This is a genomic window from Ensifer sp. Root278 (assembly GCF_001429285.1).
Classification (GTDB): Bacteria; Pseudomonadota; Alphaproteobacteria; order Rhizobiales; family Rhizobiaceae; genus Ensifer.
This window is the reverse complement of record NZ_LMJJ01000043.1, coordinates 138,008-156,616: the sequence shown is the minus strand read 5'-3', so window position 1 is coordinate 156,616 and position 18,609 is coordinate 138,008. Positions and strand designations below refer to the sequence as shown.

General features: G+C 63.9%; 19 protein-coding genes. 14 read left to right on the top strand and 5 right to left on the bottom strand.

What is annotated here, in order from left to right; all coding sequences use genetic code 11:
• Window positions 1-28: 28 nt before the first annotated feature.
• The 5 genes from ASE60_RS29930 to ASE60_RS29910 all read left to right on the top strand — a co-directional run bounded on the left by ASE60_RS29930 (window position 29) and on the right by ASE60_RS29910 (window position 4,586).
• Entirely contained in the window at window positions 29-1,168 is a 1,140-nt protein-coding gene (locus ASE60_RS29930) for an ABC transporter substrate-binding protein (protein WP_057255231.1), read from the top strand.
• Window positions 1,169-1,261: 93 nt separating this feature from the next.
• Window positions 1,262-2,182, top strand: coding sequence for a branched-chain amino acid ABC transporter permease (locus tag ASE60_RS29925; protein ID WP_057255230.1), 921 nt, complete (start codon window positions 1,262-1,264; stop codon window positions 2,180-2,182).
• A 7-nt stretch (window positions 2,183-2,189) separates the two neighbouring features.
• Entirely contained in the window at window positions 2,190-3,161 is a 972-nt protein-coding gene (locus tag ASE60_RS29920; protein WP_057255229.1) for a branched-chain amino acid ABC transporter permease, read from the top strand.
• A complete protein-coding gene (locus ASE60_RS29915) occupies window positions 3,154-3,903 on the top strand; it encodes an ABC transporter ATP-binding protein (RefSeq protein WP_057255228.1) in 750 nt (249 codons plus the stop codon). Before ASE60_RS29920 ends, ASE60_RS29915 begins: the two co-directional genes overlap by 8 nt.
• The gene (locus ASE60_RS29910; RefSeq protein ID WP_057255227.1) at window positions 3,900-4,586 is read left to right on the top strand and encodes an ABC transporter ATP-binding protein; all 687 of its coding nucleotides are present in this window, start codon (window positions 3,900-3,902) and stop codon (window positions 4,584-4,586) included. The genes ASE60_RS29915 and ASE60_RS29910 overlap by 4 nt, the downstream gene beginning before the upstream one ends.
• A gap of 9 nt (window positions 4,587-4,595) precedes the next feature.
• Here the strand turns inward: ASE60_RS29910 and ASE60_RS29905 are convergent, their stop codons facing one another.
• The 5 genes from ASE60_RS29905 to ASE60_RS29885 all read right to left on the bottom strand — a co-directional run bounded on the left by ASE60_RS29905 (window position 4,596) and on the right by ASE60_RS29885 (window position 9,693).
• Window positions 4,596-5,564, bottom strand: coding sequence for a pyridoxal-phosphate dependent enzyme (locus tag ASE60_RS29905; protein ID WP_057255226.1), 969 nt, complete (start codon window positions 5,562-5,564; stop codon window positions 4,596-4,598).
• 103 nt (window positions 5,565-5,667) lie between these two features.
• Window positions 5,668-6,915: a kynureninase gene (kynU, locus tag ASE60_RS29900; RefSeq protein ID WP_057255542.1), complete on the bottom strand. Its 1,248-nt coding sequence runs from the start codon at window positions 6,913-6,915 to the stop codon at window positions 5,668-5,670.
• Between the two features lie 15 nt (window positions 6,916-6,930).
• Window positions 6,931-7,854, bottom strand: a complete 924-nt coding sequence (locus ASE60_RS29895) for an ABC transporter permease (protein ID WP_057255225.1) — start codon at window positions 7,852-7,854, stop codon at window positions 6,931-6,933.
• Window positions 7,855-7,859: 5 nt separating this feature from the next.
• Complete coding sequence (locus ASE60_RS29890) at window positions 7,860-8,639, bottom strand: ABC transporter ATP-binding protein (RefSeq protein WP_057255224.1); 780 nt, start codon at window positions 8,637-8,639, stop codon at window positions 7,860-7,862.
• 64 nt (window positions 8,640-8,703) lie between these two features.
• Window positions 8,704-9,693: an ABC transporter substrate-binding protein gene (locus tag ASE60_RS29885; protein ID WP_057255223.1), complete on the bottom strand. Its 990-nt coding sequence runs from the start codon at window positions 9,691-9,693 to the stop codon at window positions 8,704-8,706.
• A gap of 161 nt (window positions 9,694-9,854) precedes the next feature.
• On the opposite strand from ASE60_RS29885, the gene ASE60_RS29880 reads away from it, so the two are divergent.
• From ASE60_RS29880 to ASE60_RS29840, 9 genes are all read left to right on the top strand, one after another.
• Window positions 9,855-10,616, top strand: coding sequence for a GntR family transcriptional regulator (locus tag ASE60_RS29880; protein ID WP_057255222.1), 762 nt, complete (start codon window positions 9,855-9,857; stop codon window positions 10,614-10,616).
• A 101-nt stretch (window positions 10,617-10,717) separates the two neighbouring features.
• Window positions 10,718-11,239, top strand: coding sequence for a MarR family transcriptional regulator (locus ASE60_RS29875; protein WP_057255541.1), 522 nt, complete (start codon window positions 10,718-10,720; stop codon window positions 11,237-11,239).
• Between the two features lie 212 nt (window positions 11,240-11,451).
• Window positions 11,452-13,773, top strand: coding sequence for a bifunctional salicylyl-CoA 5-hydroxylase/oxidoreductase (locus tag ASE60_RS29870; RefSeq protein ID WP_057255221.1), 2,322 nt, complete (start codon window positions 11,452-11,454; stop codon window positions 13,771-13,773).
• Window positions 13,770-14,546: an SDR family NAD(P)-dependent oxidoreductase gene (locus ASE60_RS29865; RefSeq protein ID WP_057255220.1), complete on the top strand. Its 777-nt coding sequence runs from the start codon at window positions 13,770-13,772 to the stop codon at window positions 14,544-14,546. Before ASE60_RS29870 ends, ASE60_RS29865 begins: the two co-directional genes overlap by 4 nt.
• A 2-nt stretch (window positions 14,547-14,548) precedes the next feature.
• Entirely contained in the window at window positions 14,549-15,391 is an 843-nt protein-coding gene (locus ASE60_RS29860) for an enoyl-CoA hydratase family protein (protein WP_057255219.1), read from the top strand.
• A 2-nt stretch (window positions 15,392-15,393) separates the two neighbouring features.
• A complete protein-coding gene (locus ASE60_RS29855) occupies window positions 15,394-16,590 on the top strand; it encodes an acyl-CoA dehydrogenase family protein (RefSeq protein ID WP_057255218.1) in 1,197 nt (398 codons plus the stop codon).
• A 17-nt stretch (window positions 16,591-16,607) separates the two neighbouring features.
• Entirely contained in the window at window positions 16,608-17,795 is a 1,188-nt protein-coding gene (locus tag ASE60_RS29850; RefSeq protein WP_057255540.1) for an acyl-CoA dehydrogenase, read from the top strand.
• Window positions 17,796-17,802: 7 nt separating this feature from the next.
• On the top strand, window positions 17,803-18,234 hold the full coding sequence (locus ASE60_RS29845; RefSeq protein ID WP_057255539.1) for a thioesterase family protein: 432 nt from the start codon (window positions 17,803-17,805) through the stop codon (window positions 18,232-18,234).
• Window positions 18,212-18,607, top strand: coding sequence for a RidA family protein (locus ASE60_RS29840; RefSeq protein WP_057255217.1), 396 nt, complete (start codon window positions 18,212-18,214; stop codon window positions 18,605-18,607). The genes ASE60_RS29845 and ASE60_RS29840 overlap by 23 nt, the downstream gene beginning before the upstream one ends.
• Window positions 18,608-18,609: the final 2 nt, after the last annotated feature.

The following is an 18,609-nucleotide window of genomic DNA, read 5'->3' as shown; positions in this document are numbered from 1 at the left end:
TAAGGGAACCTATTAGGAGGAGAACAGCATGAACCGCATTCTGGCAGCGAGCCTTCTTGGCCTCTCGCTTGCGACGTCGAGCCTTGCCCATGCCGAGCCGGTGAAGATCGGCGTCATCACCACGCTTTCGGGCGGCGGCGCCGGCCTCGGCATCGACATGCGCGACGCCTTCACGCTGGCAATCAAACAGTCGGGCAACAAGGACGTGGAGCTGGTGATCGAGGACGATGCCCAGAAGCCGGAACTTGCGGTTCAGATCGCCGAGAAGATGATCCAGGGCGACAAGGTCGACCTGATGACGGGCATCATCTGGTCGAATCTCGCCATGGCGGTCGTGCCGAACGCGGTCGCGCAGGACGTGATCTATCTCTCACCGAATGCCGGTCCTTCGGCACTGGCCGGTGCGAACTGCAACCCGAACTATTTCAACGTCGCCTACCAGAACGACAATTTCCATGAGGCGATGGGGCAATACGCCAACAAGGACTACAAGAACGCCTTCATCCTGGCGCCCAACTATCCGGCCGGCAAAGACGCGCTGACCGGCTTCAAGCGCTACTACAAGGGCGCTCTTGCCGGCGAGATCTACACGCAGGTCGGCCAGACGGATTATGCCGCCGAAATCGCCCAGATCCGCGCCTCCGGCGCCGATACCGTCTACTTCTTCCTGCCCGGCGGCATGGGCATCGCCTTCATGAAGCAATATGCGCAGTCGGGCGTGAACATCCCGGTCATGGGCCCGGGCTTCTCCTTCAGCCAGGACGTCCTGCCGGCGATCGGCGACGCTGCCCTTGGCGTCAAGAACTCAGCGACCTGGTCCAAGGACCTCGACAACGAAGCCAACAAGAAGTTCGTGGAGGCCTTCAAGGCCGAGTACAAGCGCCTGCCCTCGATCTACGCCGCACAAAGCTGGGATACAGCAAACCTGATCCTCGCCGCGCTATCGAAGGCAAGCGTCAAGGACAAGGACGCCTTCCGCGCGGCGCTCAAGGCGGCGGACTTCAAGTCGGTGCGCGGCAAGTTCACCTTCAACAACAACAACCACCCGATCCAGAACATCTACGTTCGTGAGGTGGTGAAGGAAGACGATGGCGTCCTGACCAACAAGATCATCGCCACCGCCTTCGAAGACCACAAGGACGCCTACGCCGACAAGTGCAGCATGTAACGCTCGCACCCGTCGTTGCCCGGATGCGCGGCCCTGACGCCGCCATCCGGTCGATGACCCCCGTCATCCCGACATCAAGCTTGGACCGACCTCTTGTTCACCGCACTCCTGATCGAACAACTGCTCAACGGGCTACAGCTCGGCGTCATGCTGTTTCTAATGGCCGCCGGCCTGACCCTGATTTTCGGGGTCATGGGCCTGATCAACCTTGCCCACGGCTCGCTCTACATGATCGGCGCCTTCGCCTGCGCCACGGTCGCCGCCGCCACCGGCTCCTTCTGGATCGGCCTGATCGCCAGTCTTGCGGCAGCCGCGGGCGTCGGTGCAATCATCGAGGTTGCCGTCATCCGCAGGCTCTATGATCGTGACCATCTCGACCAGGTGCTCGCCACCTTCGCACTGATCCTGATCCTGTCCGAGGGCGCGCGCTGGCTCTTCGGCTCCTTCCCGCTCTATCTCGACATACCGCCCATGCTGCAGGGCGCGGTGCCTCTGCCCGGCGGCGGCCAGTACCAGCTCTATCGGCTGGCGATCATCGGTGTCGGCATCGCGGTTGCCATCGGTCTCTATCTGCTGATCGCCAGGACGCGGCTCGGCATGCGCATCCGCGCGGGCGAATCCGACCGCGAGATGATCGGCGCGCTCGGCGTCGACATCGGCACGCTCTACACGGTCGTCTTTGCGCTCGGCGCGGCACTCGCGGGTCTTGCCGGCGCCCTGGTCGGCGCGCTGCAGTCGGTGCAGGTCGGCATGGGCGAGCCGGTGCTCATCCTCGCTTTCGTCGTCATCGTCATCGGCGGCATCGGCTCCATCAAGGGCGCGCTTGTCGGCGCTGTCATCGTCGGCGTCGTCGACACGATGGGCCGCTTCCTGCTCCCATCGGTCCTGGCGCTCACCATGCCCGCATCGCAGGCGACTACGATTGGCGCGGCGCTCGCTTCGATGCTGATCTATGTGGTCATGGCCCTCATCCTCGCTTTCCGGCCGAGCGGCCTGTTTTCGGCACAGTCGTGAGGTCAAGATGAGCCGCGAAACCACCGTCAACCTGCTGCTTGCCCTTCTGCTTCTCGGCGCACCGCTTGTCGCCGCCGGCATGGGCGAACCCTTCTATGTGACGCTCGCGACCCGCGTCGTCGTCCTGGCGCTTGCCGCCGTCGGCCTCAACCTGGCGCTCGGGTCCGGCGGGCTGCTGTCCTTCGGCCACGCAGCCTTCTTCGGCCTTGGCGGTTATGTCGCCGGCATCCTCGCCACCCACGCCTTCAATGGCGAGCCGCTGTTTGCCGGCATTCCGGCGACAACGTCGATGCCGCTCATCTGGATAGCGGCCGTGGCGGTTGCCGGCCTCATCGCGCTGCCGATCGGCGCGATCAGCCTGCGCACATCAGGCGTCTATTTCATCATGATCACGCTCGCTTTCGCGCAGATGATCTACTATTTCGCGATCTCCTGGCCGGCCTATGGCGGCGAAGATGGTCTCTCGATGTCGGTGCGCAACGCCTTTCCCGGCGTCAACACCGCCAAGCCCCTGCCCTATTTCCTGATCTGCTATGCGGCACTCATGGCCGCACTTCTCCTGTTCCGCGTGGTCGAGGGTTCGCGCTTCGGCAGCGCCCTGCAGGCGGCGAGACAGAATGGAATCCGCCTTGCCGCCGTCGGCATCGCGCCCTTCAATATCCGGCTCGTCGCGTTTGCCGCCTCGGCCATGATCACCGGATTTGCCGGCGCGCTCTATGCCGACCTCAATCGCTTCGTCGGGCCCTCCATGCTCTCCTGGCACATGTCGGGCGAACTGATCGTGCTGATCATCCTCGGCGGCAAGGGCCGCCTGTTCGGCCCCGTCGCCGGCGCGATGATCTTCGTCGTCTTCGAATATGTGCTCGGCGGTATCACCGAGCGCTGGCAGTTCTTCCTCGGCCTCATCCTGCTCGGCATCGTGCTTTTTGCACGCGGCGGGCTGCTGGGCCTTCTCTCCGGAAAGCCGCGCCATGTCTGAGCCTGTTCTCGAAATCCGCGATCTCCGCAAATCCTTCGGCGCCCTCAAGGCGACCGACGGGGTCAGCCTTGAGCTTCGTCCGGGACAGATCCATGCGCTGATCGGTCCGAACGGTGCCGGAAAAAGCACGCTGATCCACCAGATCGCCGGTTCGCTCAAGGCCGACAGCGGCAGCATCCGCTTTCTCGGCGAGGATATCAGCGGGCTCGACATGGCAGCCCGCGCGAGGCTCGGCCTTGCGCGCAGCTTCCAGATTTCGTCGCTGGCGCAGGAGTTCTCAGCGCTTCGCAACGTCATGCTGGCGGTGCAGGCGCGGCAAGGCAGCAGCTTCCGCTTCTTCCGCCAGGTTACGAGCGATAGGGACCTGACCGAGCCGGCAATGGCGATGCTCGAGCGTGTGGACCTCGCCGCGCGCGCCCATGTGCCGGCGGCAGAGCTTTCCCACGGCGAGCGCCGACAGCTCGAAATCGCCATCGCGCTGGCGCTTTCGCCGAAGGCGTTTCTCTTCGATGAACCGATGGCCGGCATGGGGCCGGAGGGCTCGAAGCGGCTGACGTCGTTTCTCGACGGCTTGCGCCATGAAGCGCCGATGCTGCTGGTGGAACACGACATGGACGCGGTCTTTGCGCTTGCGGATCGCATTTCCGTGCTCGTTTATGGCCGCATCATCGCAACAGGTACGGTCGATGAAATCCGCAGCGATCCGGACGTTCGCCGCGCCTATTTGGGAGAAGCCGCGTGAGCCTGCTCGAACTGAAAGGTCTCGAAACCTTCTACGGCGCATCGCAGGCACTCTTCGGCGTCAATCTCGATGTGCGGGAGGGCGAGGTGGTCGCGCTCATGGGCCGCAACGGCATGGGCAAAACGACGACGATCAACTCGATCCTCGGCCTCGTGCGGCCGCGCTCCGGCGCGATCAGCTTCGCCGGCAAGGCGATCTCGGGCATGCGACCGCACCGGATAGCGAGACTCGGCCTGGGCCTCGTGCCCGAAGGACGGCGCTGCTTTCCCAATCTCACAGTCATGGAGAACCTGGTTGCCACGGCCCGCGGCAGCGAGTGGACCTTCGAGAAAGTGGTCGCGCTCTTCCCCCGTCTCGGCGAACGGCGTGACCAATATGCCAACACGCTTTCGGGCGGCGAGCAGCAGATGCTTGCCATCGGCCGGGCGCTGATGACCAATCCCAGCCTGATCATTCTCGACGAGGCAACCGAGGGGCTTGCGCCGGTGATCCGGCAGGACATCTGGTCGGCGATCCGCACGCTGAAGGTCGCCGGCCAATCGATCCTCGTCGTCGACAAGACGCTTTCGGAATTGCTTCCGGTGGCCGACCGCTGCTTCGTCCTGGAAAAGGGTGCGACGGTGTTCGAAGGATCGCCGGCAGCGCTGACACCGGCACTTCAGGACCGCTATCTCGGCGTCTGAGCTTGCCGTTCAGGCCGAGGGAATGCCGCCGCCAAGGACCACGGAATAGGCAGCCGCGTCGATGTTGCCGCCCGAGATGACGCAGACGATGTTTCCGGTCAGGTCGGGCCGCGAGATCGCGGCGGCGAGCGAGGCGGCCCCTGCCCCCTCGGCGACGACTTTGGCCTTTTTGAACAGAAGCCGCATCGCATCGGTCACCTGGGCCGGGCTGACGGCAATCGCCCCGTCGATGAGTTCCCGTGCCACTGGCCAAAGCTGCGGCACAAGCGATGGCGCGCCGATGCTCTTGATGAACGACGGGCGGGTCTCGATCGTCACGATCCGTCCCGCCGCAAGTGCCGCCGAAACCGGAGCGGCGCTGTCATCCTCGACGGCGAAGACACGGCAACGGTCGGAAGTGGCCTTGACAGCGCTTGCGACCCCGGTCGTCATGCTGCCGCCACCATAGGGGGTGAGCACCACGTCGACATCGGGCAAGTCCTCGATGATTTCCATGCCGATGGAGCCGTTGCCGGCAAGCACCGCCTGATCGGTCACCGGATTGATCAGCAGTTCCGGCGCATCCGGACGGGCCGCATCGGTAATGTAGTCCCACCAGGTCGCGGTACTGACGAAGCGCACCTCGCCGCCAAGCTCGCGCACGCCGTCGATCTTCGTCTGCGGCGCGCCGCGATACATGTAGGCCACCATCGGCACACCGATGAGGCGGGCGGCCCAGGCCATGCCATAGGCCATGTTGCCGGAACTGGTGACGGCCATGCCGTTTTGCAGATCGGCCGGATCACGCGACAAGAGTGCGTTCAGCGCCGGGCGAAGCTTGAAGGCGCCGATCGGAGAGAGCGTCTCCAGTTTCAGAAAGATCTGGCGGTCCGGGAACCCAAGGTCGAGCCGCACCAGCGGGGTTCGCGCGAAGTGGGGAGCGATGCGGCCGCGAGCGTCCGCGATTTCGTCCGGTGTCGGGCGCTGCGGCGCAGTCATTGCGAAGTCTCCTGTCTGCCTCACGCGTTCGGGCGTGCGGATCGCGACCTATGACTCGGCTTTCGACTGCGGACGGCAGACCGCCCGCAGTCCACCATCGAGATCAGGTCACGGCTGCGCGGACCGCAAAGCGCGCGTCCTGCCATGCGCCCGTGAGAAGGATCTCTTCAAGGATTCCGACCGCCCGCCAAACATCGGCATAGCTCACATAGAGCGGCGTGAAGCCGAAGCGCATCGTCGTGGGGGCGCGGAAATCGCCGATGACGCCACGGGCAATGAGCGCCTGCATGATCTCGTAGCTGTTCGGATGGCTGAACGAAACCTGGCTTCCGCGTTTTGTCCCGTCGCGCGGGCTCTCGAGTTCCAGGCCGTAGGCAGCGCATTTCGCCTCGACGAGCGTGATGAAGAGATCGGTGAGCCGGATGCTCTTCTCGCGCAACTGGTTCATGTCGACTTCGTCCCAGACGTCGAGCGCGCCCTTCAGCGCCCGCAGCGACAGGATCGGCTGCGTGCCGCAGAGGAAACGACGGATGCCCTCGCCGGCCGCATAGTGCTTCTCGAAGGCGAAGGGGCGGGCATGGCCCCACCAGCCGGTGAGCGGTTGGCGGATATCGCCGTGATGACGGGTCGCGGCATAGATGAAGGCAGGCGCGCCAGGACCGCCGTTCAGGTACTTGTAGGTGCAGCCGACGGCAAAATCGACATTGGCGCCATCGAGATCGACAGGCAGGGCGCCGGCGGTATGGCAGAGATCCCAGATGACCAGCGCGCCATGCTCATGCGCCTTGCGTGTCAGCGCCGCCATGTCGCGCAGTTCACCGGACTTGTAGTTGACATGGTTGACCAGAACCACGGCAACGTCGCTGTTGATCAGGTCCTCGATATCGTGCGCATCGACCCCTTCGAGCCGCAACGAAGCGCCCGAGCGCGTCGAAACCACGCCCTCGGCCATGTAGAGGTCCGTCGGGAAACTGCCGCCTTCGCTGACGATGACAGAGCGATCGGGCCGCAGCGCCATGGCCGCGTGCAGGGCCTTGTAGATGTTGATCGACGTCGTATCGCAAACGACAGTCTGGCCGGCGGCCGCCCCGATCAGCCGCCCGACCCGGTCACCGAGCGCAAGCGGCATCTCGAACCACCCGGCCGTGTTCCAGCTGCGGATGAGATCCTGCCCCCATTCCTCGGTCGCGGCCTTGCGAAGTTCGTCGAAAGCGGCGGTCGAGGCGACGCCAAGCGAGTTGCCGTCCAGGTAGATCAGGTTCTGCGGCAAGATGAAACGCTCGCGCATCGGACGCAGCACATCGGCCGCATCCATCGCCTCGATCGCAACAAAATCAGGAACTGCATTCATGAAGGTGGTCCTCATCTATTCGCGAACGGTTTCGCGGGCAGGTGCCGGTCCGCGGCTTCGCTTGAGGCTCGGAAGAGCCAGCATGGCGAGAACGAACAGGCCGGTCGCAAGTTTCAGGTCCGGCGGGGGCATACCGGCTGCCAGGCAGAAGGAGACGAGCTGATAGTAGACGATCGCACCGACAAAGGGGGCCGCGAGCTGGCGCAGCACGCTTTGCTTGCCGACGATCGCCTCGCCGATCATGAGCGCCGCAAGGCCGTTGATCAGGATGCCGAGGCCCATGTTGACGTCGGCGAAGCCCTGCGACTGCACCATCAGCGCGCCGCTGCCTGCGGAAAACGCGCCGGCAAGCCCGACACCGCCGATCGTCGCCAGCCAGACGTTGATGCCTTGCGCTTCGGCCATATCAGGGTTGGCGCCGACGGCACGGACGGCGGTGCCCTTCTCGGTGCGGAAGAAATGATAGAGCACGAAGAAGACAACGAGCGCGATCAAACCGGCAACGACAATCTTGCTTGCCGGGAAGCCCGGCTGCAGCCCCGGCGCCCAGTCGAACACCGTCGTTGCGCCGAAGACCGAGAGGTTCGACCGGCCCATGATGCGCAGATTGATCGAATAGAGCATCGTCATCATCAGGATGCCGGCGAGCAGGGTGTGGATCCGGAACCGCAGGTGGATGAAAGCCGTGCAGCAGCCGGCAACGAAGCCGGCGACGAGCGCGATGGCGATCGCGGCCAGCGGCGACATCCCCGCCGCCATCAGCACGCCGCAGACGCAGCCGCCGAGCGGAAACGCGCCTTCGCTGGTCAGATCCGGGAAGCTCAACATGCGGAACGGGATCATGATCCCGAGCACCACGAAGGCGAGGATCAGGCTCTGCGCCAGAGTGACGGGAACGAGCGAGACGAAGCTCGCGATGGTGTTTTGAAGAATATCCATGATCGTCAGCTCGCCAGGAACATGCGGTCGGTTTTGACGGAGAAATGGCCGATCAGCTCAGGCACGGTCGTCTGGGCCTTTTCCTTGCCGTCGATCTCGAGGCGGACGCGCCCGGCATCGAGCATGATCACCTTGTGGCCGAAGTCCACCGCATGCTGCATGTTGTGTGTCACCATCAGCGTCGTCAGCTTCAGCGCCTCGACCGCGCGGATCGTTGCCTGCATGACGATATCGGCGGTGCGGGGATCAAGTGCTGCGGTATGCTCGTCGAGCAGCAGCAGTTCCGGCTCACCGCCGACCGCCATGATCAGCGACAGCGACTGCCGCTGTCCGCCGGACAGAAGCTCCACCCGCGTATCGAGACGGTTTTCGAGGCCAAGGCCTAGCAGCGACAGCCGTTCCTTGTAGGTGGCGAGCCGCGTCGTATTCAGCCCGCGACGCAGGGTGCGCTTGTTGCTGCGCAGTTCGGCGAGCAACATGTTTTCCGCCACCGTCATGCTGGCGGCGGTGCCGCGCATCGGGTCCTGGAAAACGCGGGCAAGCCGCATGGCACGCTTGTGCACGGGCATGGCCGTCACGTCGTCGCCATTGATGACGACCTGGCCGCTATCGAGCACGAGCGCGCCGGAGATGGCGTTGAGCATGCTGCTCTTGCCGGCGCCGTTCGAGCCGATGACGACACCGAATTCGCCTGTGGCGAGGCTGAGTTTGAGGCCGTCGAGCGCGACCTTCTCGTCTGCCTGCCCCTTGTAGAAAACCTTGCGGGCCGATCTGATTTCCAGCATTGGCTCCCCCTATCCGTGGAGTGACGGCGCTCCCGGCGCCGCCACTGTTGAGACCAATTGGAGATCAGTCGACGACGCAGCTGCAGTCGGTGGCGAGCGCTGCCGGCACTTCGATGCCGAAGGCGGCCGTCGCCTTTTTCGAGATCAGCGGCGCGTGGTCTTCATAGCTCGGGCGCGACGGCGCGATGGTCTTCGGGTCCTTGCCTTTGAGGATTTCCGCAGCGATCTTGCCGGCATTGACGCCGACCTGCTCGTAGTTGACGGCAAAGCTTGCCGGCACGACGCCATCGCGGACGGCGCCATCGTCGGAATTGACGATCGGGATCTCTGCCTGGCGTGCCGCCGCAGAAACGGCACCGATTGCCGGCTGCAGCAGGTTGGATGCGGGCGTGTAGATCACGTCGGCCTTGCCGGCGAAGGAGGCGATGCGCTGCTGAATGTCGTTGACGTTGTCGACGCCGACAGCGACGACTTCGAAGCCGGCGGCAGGTGCGGCTTCCTTGATCTTGTCGAGCAGCGCCGTGTCGTTCGCCTCGCCCGGGTTATAGGGCACGCCGAAGCGCTTGGCTTCGGGCAGCAGCTTGCGGGTAAAGGCCATCACGGCGCCAACGTCCTGAAGGTCCGTCGCACCGGTCATCCCCTCGTCACCGGCCTCCCAGGACGGAACGAGCTTGGCGGCCACCGGATCGGTGACGGCAGAAAAGACAACCGGGATGCCGGAGCCGGCGAGCGCCTTCTTGGCGATCTGCGAGACCGGCGTCGTGATGGTGTAGATCAGTTTCGGCTGTTCGGCCTGCAGCTTGGCAATCATCTGCGGAACCAGCGAGGCGTCGAAATTGGTGTGGCTCTCGGTGTAGACGACGTCGCTGCCTTCGACGAAGCCGTTTTCAGCCAGCGCCTTCTTGAAGCCGGCGATCGACGCGCTCAGTTGTGGATGTTCGCCGAAGTTGGCGATGCCGATGCGGATCGGATCAGCGGCAGCCGTTCCCAGCCCCCACGCCATTGCGCCGGCGACGACCAACCCCGAAAGCCAAGTGCTCTTAAGCCTGCTCATACATCCCTCCCAGAATTTGACGAGCGTTACCGCCCTCCTCGGCGGCGTGCGTGGATGATGGCGACGGTCGGAGGTCTTGTCAAATAAATATATATATTTTCATCTGAGCCGCAGAACTATATATAATTGTGTCGATCCGATGTGGGCGTTAAGGGAACTTGATGCAAGACCACGAACAGTCGACCAAAACCGAATCGGCCTACCGGTTGCTCCGCCGCGACATTCTGGCGACGCGGCTGCAGCCCGGCGCACCGATGAAGCTGAGCGCGCTGCGCGAAAGCTACGGGATCGGCTGGACGCCTCTGCGCGAAGCGCTGTCGCGGCTGGAAGCGGAGGGTCTTGTCACGGCCATCAGCAATCGCGGCTTTGCCGTCGCGCCGGTCTCGCGAGAGGCGCTCGACGACCTCACCCGAGCGCGGCAGGTCGTCGAAATTCCGCTGCTCATCGAGTCGATCGAAAATGGTGACAGCGCATGGGAGTCCGCCGTCGTCACCGCCCACTATCGCTTGTCGCGCTGCAAGATTGCCGTCGAAAACGTCTCCGAAAGCGAGATCGACGAGTGGGACGAGAAGCATGCCGCCTTTCACACCGCGCTGATCGGTGCGGCGAGATCGAGCTGGCTTTCCCGCTTCCAGGCGACGATCTCCGACCAGCTCCGCCGCCACCACCGTTTCCTGAGCCTTGCCCCCACACTGCGCGCTGCGGCAGGGATGAGCGAGGGCTACGAGGAAGCGGTTGCCGCCTTGCAGGACGCGATGGCGATAGAGCATCATACGGAATTGATGGAGGCCGCACTCGACCGCGACGTCGACCGCGCCCGAAAGCTGATGACCGACCACATCGGCTTTACGGTCAATGTCTACGACCAGTCCGAAGATGGCGGCCGCCCTGCAGCGCTGTTGCCGCGGCATGCGTCCAAATGACGGCGCGTGACAGCCTGTCCAAGAGCCGGAAACGTCTCTAAAAGCAAAGAGACAGGGAAGTGCCTGCCAAGGCGCAGGAAAAGAAGCGGGCGTTTGCAATGATGGGTGAAGACAAGTTCGATACTTCGCCGGAATGGGTGGATGGCGAGACCAAGGCGCTCGAAGCTCCAGGCGATCACCGCGCCGAGCTCAGGCTCTGGCTGCGCCTGCTGACCTGCTCGACGCTGGTCGAGAGCGAGATTCGTCGCCGGCTTCGGGAAGAATTCGATTCGACCTTGCCGCGCTTCGACCTGATGGCCCAGCTCGAACGCGCCCCTGACGGCATGGTGCTGGGCGAAGTTTCGAAGCGCATGATGGTTTCGCCCGGCAACATTACGGTGCTGGTGGAGCGCTTGACCGAGAGCGGCCACATCAGCCGCACGACGCTCCCGACGGATCGCCGCGTGCAGGTCATCGCGTTGACCCCCTTCGGCCGCGCCGAATTCGAGAAGATGGCAGCAACCCATGCCGATTGGATCTCCGACCTGTTCGCGGGTGTTTCACCGCAGGACGGTGGCGTGCTGATGGACGAGCTTGCCAAGCTCAAGCGGTCCGTTATCGCTTCCCTGGCCCGCAACTCCTGAGGGCAACACTCTTCCCTTTTCCCAAGAGCATAGAGCGGCGTGATGACCACGCGCCGTCGTCTGAACGCGCGTATAGGCATCACGTCGACCCAAAACAATTTTAAGCTTGAAATTTCTCCCGAACGAGTCCACCTTGTTCCCAGCAGTCCGGGATGACGGCCAACGGCATCTCGACAGCGACCCACGCAGCCGGAACTCGGGAGGAGAACGACATGCGGATCGTCTGTATCGGTGGCGGGCCAGCCGGGCTCTATTTCGCGCTGCTGATGAAGCGCCAGCACCCGGAACACCACGTAACCGTGGTCGAGCGGAACCGCGCCTTCGACACCTTCGGCTGGGGCGTCGTCTTCTCGGATGCCACCATGCAATCGATGCGCCAATGGGATCCGGAGACAGCCGAGGCGATCGAGATCTCCTTCAACCATTGGGACGATATCGAGCTGGTCTTCAAGGGCCGCAAGATCAGGACGACCGGCCACGGCTTCGTCGGCATCGGCCGCAAGAAGATGCTCAACATCCTTCAGGAGCGCTGCCTCGAACTCGGCGTCGAACTGGTGTTCGAGCAGGATGTCGAGAGCGACGAGCAGTTCGCCGACGCGGATCTGATCATCGCCTCCGACGGCGTCAATTCGCGCATCCGCAACAGATACGCCGACGTCTTCCGGCCCGATATGGTCGTTCGGCCGAACCGCTATGTCTGGCTCGGCACGAACAAACAGTTCGACGCCTTCACCTTCGATTTCCAGCGCACCGAACATGGCTGGTTCCAGGCGCACATCTACCGCTTCGACGAAAACACCTCGACCTTCATCGTCGAGACCACCGATGACGTCTTTAGGGCCCATGGTCTCGACCAGATGGACCAGCAGCAGTCGATCGAATTCTGCGAAAAGCTCTTTGCCGGGACCCTCGACGGCCACAAGCTGATGACCAATGCACGCCATTTGCGTGGCTCGGCCTGGCTGAATTTCGGTCGGCTGATCTGCGAGAAGTGGAGCCATTTCAACGGCCGCAGCCACGTCGTTCTGATGGGCGATAGCGCCCATACAGCCCATTTCGCCATCGGCTCAGGCACCAAGCTTGCGATCGACGACGCCATCGAGCTCACCCGGCAGTTCGACATTCTCGGCCACGACAAGGCCAATATCCCCGCCGTTCTCGCTGCTTACGAGGAGGTACGCCGGGTCGATGTCGCCCGCATCCAGAATGCGGCCCGCAATGCCATGGAGTGGTTCGAAGTCGCCGGCACGCGTTATGCCGATACGCTGGAGCCCGAGCAGTTCATGTATTCGATGCTGACCCGCTCGCAGCGCATCAGCCACGAGAACCTTCGCCTCCGCGACAAGGACTGGCTTGAAGGCTTCGAGCGCTGGTTTGCCGAACGCGCCGGCGTCGAGCCGGCCGCAAACGGCACGGTCCCGCCGCCGATGTTCACGCCGTTCAAGCTCCGCGGCCTGACGCTGAAGAACCGCATCGTCGTTTCGCCGATGGCGATGTATTCGGCGACCGATGGCGTGCCGAACGATTTCCACTTGGTGCATCTCGGCGCGCGCGCCATGGGGGGCGCCGCTCTCGTTTTCCCGGAAATGACCTGCGTATCGGCCGATGCCCGCATCACGCCCGGATGCCTCGGTCTCTGGAACGACGAGCAGGCGCATGCCTTCAAGCGGATCGTCGATTTCGTGCACCAGCAGACACCCGCCAAGATCGGCATCCAGCTCGGCCACGCCGGACGCAAGGGCGCAACCAAGCTCGCCTGGGAGGGCATCGACCAGCCCTTGAGCGAAGGCGCCTGGCCGCTCATCTCGGCGTCTGCCCTGCCCTATCTCAAGCATTCGGACATGCCGCGCGAAATGACGCGTGCCGACATGGACCGCGTCATCGCGGACTTCGTGCACGCTACCGAACGGGCCCGCGATCTCGGCTTCGACATCCTCGAACTGCACGTGGCGCACGGCTACCTGCTGTCGAGCTTCCTGTCGCCGCTCACCAACCTTCGCACGGACGAATATGGCGGCGACCATGCGGCTCGCGCCCGCTTCCCACTCGAGGTGTTCCATGCGGTCCGCAAGGCCTGGCCCGAGGATCGGCCGATGTCGGTGCGCCTTTCGACGCATGACTGGCACGAAGGCGGCAACACGCCCGAGGACGCGGCGATCTTTGCCCGCCTGTTCAAGGAGGCCGGCGCCGACATGATCGACTGCTCCTCCGGTCAGGTGGTGAAAGAGGAAAAGCCGGTCTACGGCCGCCTGTTCCAGACACCCTTTTCCGACAAGATCCGCAACGAGATCCAGGTCGCGACGATTGCCGTCGGGGCGATATCCGAGGCCGACCACGCCAATTCCATCATCGCTGCCGGTCGCGCCGACCTCTGCGCGATTGCCCGCCCGCATCTGGCCGACCCATCCTTCGTCATGCATGAGGCGGCAAAGATCGGCTATGACGATCAGCCCTGGCCCAAGCAGTACCACTCCGCCCGCGCGCAATATGTGAACAATCTAACGCGTGCGGCAACGACGGCGGGCAAGCCATGAGCAAGAGGCACGCCCTTGTCACAGGCGCGGGCAGCGGGATCGGCAAGGCGATCGCGCTTGCGCTTGCCGCCGACGGCCATATCGTCAGCCTTGCCGGGCGACGCGCAGCACCGCTGGAAGCCGTGCGAGCAGAGATTCTCTCATCGGGCGGCGAAGCCCACGTCCACCATGGGTTTGACGTGACCGACCCGTCCGCCATCGAGCAAGGCATTGCGGCTGCGATTGCCAAGAGCGGAGAGATCGCCGTTCTCGTCAACTGCGCCGGCGAAGCGCCCTCGGCGCCGTTCGAGAAGACCGATCTCGCGCTCTGGCAGCGGGTAATCTCGATCAACCTCACCGGCGTCTTTCTCGTAACGCAGGCAGCCCTTGCCTCCGTGCGCCGGGCCGGCAACGGCCGCATCGTCAATGTCGCAAGCACGGCGGGCCTCACCGGCTATGCCTATGTATCTGCCTATTGCGCATCGAAGCACGGCGTCGTCGGGCTGACGCGCGCTCTGGCACTCGAGCTGGCGCGAACCGACGTGACCGTCAATGCCGTCTGCCCGGGTTTCACCGACACGCCGCTGATCGATGGCGCACTCGACACGATCAGCGAGAAGACCGGTCGTTCGCGCGAGGAGGCACGTGCCAGCCTTGCCCGTTCCAATCCGCAAGGGCGCCTGGTGACCCCGGATGAGGTGGCAGACACGGTCTCCTGGCTGGTGTCGGAAAGAGCGACCGCAATCACCGGCCAGGCGATCGCCGTTGCCGGTGGCGAAGTTCTCGGAGGATAGAGATGACAAACCCGATGCAGGCCAAGAAGCGCGCCTTTAAGGACTACAAGGCCAAGCACTTCCTGTTCGAAACGGACGCGGACGGCCGGGTCGCGACGATCACGCTCAACCGTCCGGAAAAGAAGAACCCGCTGACCTTCGAGAGCTACGAGGAGCTTTGCGACCTCTTCCGGTCGCTTGCCCGCGCCAGCGACGTGCGCGCCGTGGTGCTGACCGGCGCCAGCGACAACTTCTCCTCCGGCGGCGACGTCTTCGAAATCATCGAGCCGCTGACGCGCATGTCGATGCCGGACCTCTTGGATTTCACCCGCATGACCGGCGAACTGGTGCGCCAGATCCGCGCCTGCCCCCAACCCGTGATCGCGGCCGTGGACGGAATTTGCGCCGGCGCCGGGGCTATCTTGGCGATGGCTTCCGATTTCCGCGTCGCGACGCCGGAAGCGAAGACCGCCTTTCTCTTCACGCGCGTTGGGCTCGCGGGTGCAGACATGGGCGCCTGCGGCATTCTTCCCCGCATCATCGGCCAAGGCCGCGCCGCCGAACTGCTCTTCACCGGCCGGGTCATGACCGCGCCCGAGGGTCATGCCTGGGGCTTCTACAACGCCCTGCACGAGCGTGCGTCGCTGCTTGCCGAGGCGCAGAAATTCGCACGCACCATCGCCGATGGCCCCTGGTTCGCCCATGCGATGACAAAGAAGATGCTCGACCAGGAATGGGCGATGGGCATCGACCAGCTGATCGAATCGGAAGCCCAGGCCCAGGCGATCTGCATGGCGACCGGCGATTTCCGCCGCGCCTTCGAGGCCTTTGCCGCCAAGGCGAAGCCGGAATTCAAAGGGAATTGAGCATGAGTTCCCGTGACACGGCTTTGCGCCCACCAACCCGCGACCATCTCGACTGGCCGTTCTTCGACGATGGTCATCGTGCGTTTGCTACGGAGCTGGATGACTTCGTATCCCGTGGCGGCCTCGGCGAGATCGATCACGCAAATGCCGATGCCGCGTGCAAACACCTCGTCAGCGCCCTTGGCGCCGCAGGCGTGCTTCGCCATTGCGTGCCGAAAGCATTTGGCGGCGCAAGCGAGGAGATCGATAGCCGGTCGCTCTGCCTCATCCGCGAAACGCTTGCCTATACCGACGGTCTTGCCGATTTCGCCTTCGCCATGCAGGGGCTTGGCACCGGCGCGATCAGCCTTTCCGGTTCCGAGGCACTGAAGCAGGCCGTCCTGCCCAAGGTCAGCCGCGGCGAGTGGATTTCCGCCTTTGCGCTTTCCGAACCCGAGGCTGGCTCGGATGTCGCAGCGATGGCCTGTAGTGCGCGACGCGAGGGCGATCATTTCGTGCTCGATGGCGAGAAAACCTGGATCTCGAACGGCGGCATCGCCGACGTCTACACCGTCTTTGCCCGCACCGGCGAAGCGCCCGGCACGCGCGGCATTTCCGCCTTTGTGGTCTTCGCCGACACGCCGGGTTTCACGATCGCCGAGCGCATCGAGACCATTGCGCCGCATCCGCTTGCCCGGCTTCGCTTCGACAATTGCCGCATCCCGGCGTCGCAGCTTCTCGGAAGCCCCGGCGAAGGCTTCAAGATCGCCATGCGCACGCTCGACATCTTCCGCCCCTCCGTCGCGGCCGCCGCAACAGGCTTTGCCCGCCGGGCGCTCGACGAGGCAGTGGCGCATGCAAAGAACCGCAAGATGTTCGGCGCAACCCTTGCCGATTTGCCGACAGCGCAAAGCACGCTCGGCGAGATGGCGACTGCGATCGACGCCGCCGCCCTTCTGACCTGCCGCACGGCATGGCAGCGCGACGTGCAGAAGCGGCCGACCACGCGGGAAGCGGCCATGGCCAAGATGACGGCGACCGAGAATGCACAATGGGTCATCGACCAGGCGCTGCAGCTCTTCGGCGGCCGCGGCGTGCGCGTCGGCGAAATCACCGAACGGCTCTATCGTGAGATCCGGGCACTGCGGATCTACGAGGGCGCGACCGAGGTTCAAAAGCTCATCATCGGCCGCGAGCTGATGAAAGGTACGGGACGATAACGAGGGGGATGTCGAACATGCATGGTTCGAAGGCGTCATTCGACTGGCAGGATCCATTCAACCTGGATGCGCAGTTGACCGAAGAAGAACGCATGGTGCGGCGCACCGCGCAAGGTTTTGCCGAAGACCGACTGGCGCCGCGCGTGCAGGAGGCCTTCCGCCACGAGAAGACCGATCCGTCGATTTTCGCCGAGATGGGCGAACTCGGCCTGCTCGGACCGATGGTCTCCGAGGAATACGGCGGCGCGGGCCTCAACTACGTCTCCTACGGTCTGATCGCCCGCGAAGTAGAACGCATCGACAGCGGCTACCGCTCGATGATGAGCGTCCAGTCTTCCCTGGTGATCGTGCCGATCTATACCTTCGGCAGCGAGGACCAGAAACGCAAATACCTGCCGGGACTGATTGCCGGCACGAAAATCGGCTGCTTCGGTCTCACCGAGCCCGATCATGGTTCCGATCCCGGCTCGATGATCACCAAGGCCACCAAGGTCGATGGCGGCTATCTGCTTTCCGGCTCCAAGACCTGGATCTCCAATGCGCCGATCGCCGACGTCTTCGTCGTCTGGGCGAAGACCGCGGATGGTCTGATCCGCGGCTTCATCCTCGAAAAGGGATGGAAGGGGCTCAGCGCGCCGGCGATCCACGGCAAGGTGGGTCTCAGGGCATCGATTACCGGCCAGATCGTCATGGACGAGGTGTTCGTGCCGGAAGAAAACATGCTGCCCGATGTGACCGGGCTGAAGGGCCCCTTCACCTGCCTCAACTCCGCGCGCTTCGGCATCGCCTGGGGCGCCCTCGGTGCGGCTGAGTCCTGCTACGAGACGGCACGGCAATACGTCATCGACCGCAAGCAGTTCGGCCGGCCGCTCGCCGCCAACCAGCTGATCCAAAAGAAACTGGCGGACATGGCGACGGAAATTGCCCTTGGCCTGCAGGGATGCCTGCGCCTCGGACGCATGAAGGACGAAGGCAACCCGCCGGTCGAGCTGACCTCGATCCTCAAGCGGAATTCCTGCGGCAAGGCACTGGAAATCGCCCGGACTGCCCGTGACATGCTCGGCGGCAACGGCATTTCGGACGAGTTTCCGGTGGCCCGCCATCTCGTCAACCTCGAAGTGGTCAACACCTACGAAGGCACGCACGACATCCACGCTCTGATCCTCGGTCGTGCCATCACCGGCATCGCCGCCTTCGCGAACTGAGATCGAGATCATGTTTAGGGCCAATAGACCGCTGCGCTTTGGAGACTGCGACCCCTCGGGCATCGCCTATTTCCCGTCCTACCTCAACATTCTCGTCGGGGTGACGGAGGACTTCTTCGCGTCGCTCGGCTTTCCCTGGAGGACGATGAACGACGGGCTGCGGATCGGCGTGCCGACCGTGCGCCTCGATCTCACCTTCACTCGCCCGGGCTTTCAGGGCGACGAACTTGATTTCACGCTCAAGGTCCACGGCATCGGTCGGTCGTCGCTCGACATGGAGCATACGGTCTCGGCAAGGGACACGGTGCTCTGGACGGCGAAACAGCGCGTCGTCGCCACCTCGCTCGACAATCACGCTTCACTGGCATGGCCGGACGACATCCGCGCTGCGCTGACACAACATCTGGAGACGACCGATGCACACCATCCTGCAACCTGAAGGCTGGGCAAAGCCCATCGGCTACGCCAACGGCGTGGCTGCAACGGGCCGCACCGTTTTTGTCGGCGGCCAGATCGGCTGGAATGCGCAATCCGAGTTTGAGACCGACGATTTCGTCGAGCAGGTGCGCCAGACGCTGAAGAACGTCGTCGCTGTGCTCGCTGCCGGCGGCGCGGAGCCGCAACACATCACCACGATGACCTGGTACTTCACCGACAAGCAGGAATATATCGGTAATCTGCGCGGCATCGGCCAGGCCTATCGCGAGATCATCGGCCGGCATTTCCCGGCCATGGCGGCGATGCAGGTCGTGGCGCTGGTCGAGGACCGCGCAAAGATCGAGATCCAGGCCACGGCCGTCATCCCCGACTGAGG